Below are 4,986 nucleotides of genomic sequence, written 5' to 3' on the forward strand. Positions count from 1 at the left end.
TTCTGCGATTGCAGACCACGATCCGGGGCCTGAGGCGCGCCGCCAGGCCGCGCCTCAGGCCCCGGATCGTGGTCTGCAATCGCAGAATGGCCGCCCGTCTTTCCATGGACAGCGCATTCGGCGCCGTCGTGAGGCGCTTCAGATCGCTGACGATGTCGGCCATCGCCTTGTCATCGACGGCGCCGCGGGCGTCGGCGCCCAGCACCCGAAGCACCGCCGCCGCCTGTTTGGGGACCAGGTCTCCGGCGTCCACGGCCGCGGCTTCGTCAGCCAGATCGACCGTCACCGCCCGCACGGCCGCCTTGAGCGCGCCGAGCCCATCCTCCCCGGCAAATGACGCGACAGCCGACCGCGCGGCCGGACTGGCCTCGCCGGCGGCCAGCCTGGCGCCCCGGTCGCTTTCGCGGATCGCCATCGACTGAGCCGACTCCACTCCGAACAGCGTCTCCCGGGCCGTCGGCGGCCGCGCCTTGGTCGGCGAAGCAGCGCGCGGGGGAAGGGCGGAGCCGATCAGAGCGGACGTCACGATGTTCTCGGCCTGGTCATCGCGCTCGAGCTGGGTGAGCGTCAGATAGCCCTCCGTCGCTGCCGCTACCGACGCCTCCTTGACGCCGCCGAACAACACGCGTGCGGCCTTGCCGCCCCTGACGACCTGGCCGCCTGGAGCAACGTTTACCGGATCAAAGATCGCCGCTGCGCCCTGGTAGATGAGGCCGCTGAGCCCGGCGTCCTGCAGCTCCTGCCGATCCGCGCGCTCGACAAGAATCTGCGCCTTGATCTCCTCGGTTTCCTGGGGCGAGCCGCTCAGCGCGAACTTGTCCCAATCGCTGTCGAACCGGGGATCCCTGGAGACATGGTCGATCGGCGAGTAATCGCGGATGAAGCCGTACTTCTCGCGGGCGGCGGCCCTTCTGCCGGCAAACGCCAGGGCGTTGATCGTACTGCCGACCGTGTTCTCGGTTCTGAAGGCGGCTTCGACGGTTCGGCGCTCCCGTTCGAGAAGAGGTTTCTTCGCTCGCTCCGCCTTACGTTTGGCCTGCGCCTTCTCCCTCTCGGCACGGATGACGAACGGCGAGGCGCCGGTCGCATCAACACCTCCGAACAGGCGGTGGTCCCGGGGCTCGGGCCGCGACGGCCCCTTGGCTTTGTCCGGCATGTTCAGCGCCCCAGCGGCTTGGGCATTGCCGCGCGGGCCCGCTTGTCATCCGCCGCGATGCGCTCGTCGCGCTTCTTCTTTTGCTGGACACCGCGCCACCACTTTTCCCCGGCCACGTCGGGCGCCCATTCCGATGGCGCGCCGGTCTTGGGATCCTTGGCGCGGATCCAGCCGTCCTTGCTGGCGATGAAGATCGCGTAGACAGGCTTGCCGTCCACCGTGTTCCGCCCGGGCAGCTGGCTGAACCGGACCGACCGCGCGTCCGCGATATTGAACCGCCAGGCCGCCTGTGCCCGCTGCCACTTGATGGCCTCCGTCGGTGGCTCCGAGCCAATCCGGAAGTTTACCTCGGGCGGGTCGCGCATGAATTCCGGCGCGCCGTTGATATAGCTCGGCCGCCACCGCCGGCGTACCTGTTGATAGGCTTCGCCATAGGCCCGTCGCAGGTCGCCGTGCTCGCGATAGGCCACGCGCGCCGCCCGGTCATAGTCGGCCATCATCAAGGGCGGCGCCTTGAATGCTCCGTGTACGTCGCCCAGCGCCATCAACCGGATCTTCCCCGTCCAACCCGCATGGTCGCCGACATCGACATCGTCCTGCATCGACTGCCGCAACACGCTCTCCGCCATGTGAGGCGCAAACCTCTTGTCGCGATCGAAGGCCGCGTTGCGACGGGCGACCAGTTCCGGACCAAGGCGATCGCGGGTGGCGAGGGCTCTCGCCGCAGCCTTGAAGTCGCCGAGCTCCACCCGCCGATGATCCAGATAGCCGCCTCGATCCCGCGCCGTGTCGGACAGCCCCGCCACATAGGACGGGTTCATGGCCTCCAGCTTCACAAACAGGCTTCCGCCCTGCGCCAGCTTGGCTGGATCGCTGGATCGCAACAGCGTCTCCAGTCCATCGGTCACCTGCGGCGGCACGGCGCCGACCGAATTGATGTAGCGGAAGGTCCAGTCCGCCCAGTCCTTCGGATCTTCCCTGGCCGCCGCCTGGGCGAAGTCGCTCTGGAGCGCCCGCCGGTGATCGCGCCGGCCGAGGTCCAGGTTCATCCGGCGGGCCCGGACCTTGACCATCAGCGTCTCGTCCGCCCGACGTCGCGCGGCTTCGGCCTGCTGTTGCTGGATCAGCTTGCGGGCCTCACCGACTGCCAGGCGATCGCCATCGACCTCGCCCCGTGCGATCGCCGCATCCAGCCCCCGCTCGTCCAACGTGCCGGCCGCGGCCCGCGCCAGGACGTCGCTGTCCGTGCGGCGATCGCCGTCCTCGACCGCCCGGCTGGCGACCAGGGTGGCGGCGTCCCTCGTCTCGGTCGTGACCAGGCTGCTGGCCGGCCCTTCTCCGGATCTGGCCAGATAGCCGCGCGGATCCAGCTCCGCCTTGCGCAGTTCGGCCAGGCGGTGGATCTCTTCGGCCCGTGCCCGTCGACGATCGTCCAGCGTGGCCGGATCCTGCCCGTCCTCACGGATCAGACGGTCGTTGAACAGCAGGCTGCGCTCGGTCAGGGACTCCACCAGCTCCGGTGTTTGGGCGATCCCGATCAGGGTTCGGGCGGTGTCCAGCGCATGGGCGCTGACCGCGGCCCGGCGAGCGGCCTCCCGGACGCCTTCCAGCTGTTCGGCGGCCTTGGTCCACGCTGCCTTCAGCGTGTCGCGCTGGATCTCGAACCCGGCTCTAAGCGTCGGATTCGCCGCCCCTGCGATCAGCGGATCGTAGGCGCCATCGACGGCCTCCGCCGCCGCCCGCGCCGTCAGATGGCCGCTCTCGCCCTTGGCCAGCGACTCGGCGACCGCGCTGTCCGCCGCCACGCCGCCGATGGCCAGGCCGGTCGTGGACGCCTTGCCCAGCGCCCCCCCGGTGGCGCGTTCCGCCCTCCGGACCTCGAGTTCGTCGCCCAGCGTCTGCACATTGGACGCGATGGACGACAGGCCGCTCAGCACGTTGCTCGCCTCGCGCATGGATTGGCCCATGCCCGGCGGGCGCCAGGCGGGGTCCATGCGCATGCCGCGCAATTCGACGTTGGTGCGTCGCTGGTACCGCGGAATCGACACCATCGATCAGCCCTCCACATCCCAGTCGAACGACCGGCGGGCGCGCTTGGCCTGCCAGCTGATCGGCAGCGGGAAATCAGGCTTCTGCACCTTCAGCATCAGCGCCTCGTTCTCGTACTGACGCTGGACCAGCGCCCCCTCGTAGCGAACGTTCAGGGCGTCCAGCTCCGCCAGCCCGGCGTCCTGCTGCATCAGCAGCCGGTTGGATCCGCCCAGGCCGGCGCCGCTCTCGGCGATCGCCGCCGCCTGCGCGCCAAGCACCTCCCGGCTCTCACGCCGAACCGCCTCTTCCCGCGCCGCGCTCTGATCGCCCGCCGTCTTCATGTTGGCCTCCGCCAGCTTCCAGCCGGCCGTCCGGTCGGCCGCCGCCGCCTGGCCGTCCGCGGCCTGACCGCCGATCCCGACGACCGCGCTGACGATGTTCAGAATCGCGCCTACCCAAGCCATCAGGCCTTCTCCTCTTCACGAACGATCGCCCAGCGCTCGGCGTCCCCGCCGGTCTCGCAATAGGCGCGCATTACCCCTTCGGACCGGAAACCCAGCAGTCGCGTCCAGCGACCCGCGGGCGCGAAATCCACCGATGTCACCGCCTCGATCCGCCGATACGGCGCGGTCCGGATGTAGCGGCGAACAGCCCTGGTGGCGGTCAGCATCGCCGACCCCGCATCCTGGGCCAGCAGGACCCAGGCCTCGCCCCTCCCCGATCCCCGATCGATCACGCCGCCACAGCCGACAACAGCGCCGCCACGCATCAGGGTCCAGGCGCCGCCGCCGGACTCCAGCGCGGCCCCCGCGCCCGGATCGAAGCGTCCACGCCAGGCGGCCTGGGCCGGCTGCAACACCAGGTCCTCCAGGTGCGCGCCTCGGAACGCAATCACCTCAACCTTCATAGGTCACAAGCTCCGGATAGAGCCCCACCACGGTGATGGGGAACACGTCGTCACCCTCGAACGCGATCCGCGCCGCGCCCTCATAGCCGCCCGGAAACACCAGGTTGATGTCCCCCGTGGTCAGCGGCGGCGGGGCATCCATCGCCTCGCCGGGCTGGCGATGCTGCAGCGGGTCGGTGCGGCCGATCGCCGGGCCGAAACGGCCTCCCAGGCTGTCCAGCAGACGGACGGTGAGCGCATGCACCCGCTTGATCCGACCTTGGGCGACACCCGCCGCTGCGCCGGCCTCCAGGGGCATGGTCTCGGCGGCGTAGGGACAGGCCAGGCCCGCCACCACCTTGGCGGCCGGCGCCTGCAGCGTGATCGCCCCGCCCGCCACCGTCCGCGCCGGATGCGCCGCCCCATCGGCCTTGATGACCAGGGCCTCGCCGTCCAGATGGTCCAGCCCCGACAACTCAGCCGTTGCCGGTCCATCATAGGTCAGGGCGCTGGCCGCGTAGACGCTCAAGGCCGCATCGTCGCCCGCCGCATACTCGGCCGCCATCAGCTCCACATACCGCCGCTCGACGCCGTCGATCAGCCTGCGCACGATCAGCCAGACATCGTCTCGACCACCGTCCGGCGCCGGCGCCACCGCCACGGCCTCGACCGCGCCGCCAAGCAGATGCCGGCGCCAGCCAAACACCTTGTCCTCCAGCTGAAGGGTCATCGCCTCCAGCCCGCCGCTGGCCGTCACACACCAGACGCTCTCGTGCGGCGTCTGTTGCCAGGCCATGGCCACCACGGGATCGATCAGCCCGCGATGCTTGTTGAGGTCGAGCGCCTCATACCCATCCTGCCCCGGAACCAGCAGTCGCAGCCGCCGCCCCAGCCGCTCGGCGAACACCACCCC

General features: G+C 70.0%; 5 protein-coding genes. All 5 read right to left on the bottom strand.

Annotated elements, in window-relative coordinates; all coding sequences use genetic code 11:
- Nucleotides 1-1,156 (bottom strand): hypothetical protein (locus GVN21_RS20060; RefSeq protein WP_205690209.1); only part of this gene is annotated, 1,156 nt, incomplete at its 3' end.
- A 2-nt stretch (nt 1,157-1,158) separates the two neighbouring features.
- Nucleotides 1,159-3,207, bottom strand: coding sequence for a hypothetical protein (locus GVN21_RS21285; protein ID WP_166576513.1), 2,049 nt, complete (start codon nt 3,205-3,207; stop codon nt 1,159-1,161).
- Between the two features lie 3 nt (nt 3,208-3,210).
- The gene (locus GVN21_RS20070; protein ID WP_166576514.1) at nt 3,211-3,651 is read right to left on the bottom strand and encodes a hypothetical protein; all 441 of its coding nucleotides are present in this window, start codon (nt 3,649-3,651) and stop codon (nt 3,211-3,213) included.
- A complete protein-coding gene (locus GVN21_RS20075; protein ID WP_166576515.1) occupies nt 3,651-4,082 on the bottom strand; it encodes a hypothetical protein in 432 nt (143 codons plus the stop codon). The genes GVN21_RS20070 and GVN21_RS20075 overlap by 1 nt, the downstream gene beginning before the upstream one ends.
- Before the next feature lies 1 nt (nt 4,083).
- Nucleotides 4,084-4,986: hypothetical protein (locus GVN21_RS20080; RefSeq protein ID WP_205690210.1), on the bottom strand; the 903-nt coding region annotated here is incomplete at its 5' end.

The organism is Caulobacter sp. SLTY, assembly GCF_009905535.1.
Classification (GTDB): Bacteria; Pseudomonadota; Alphaproteobacteria; order Caulobacterales; family Caulobacteraceae; genus Caulobacter.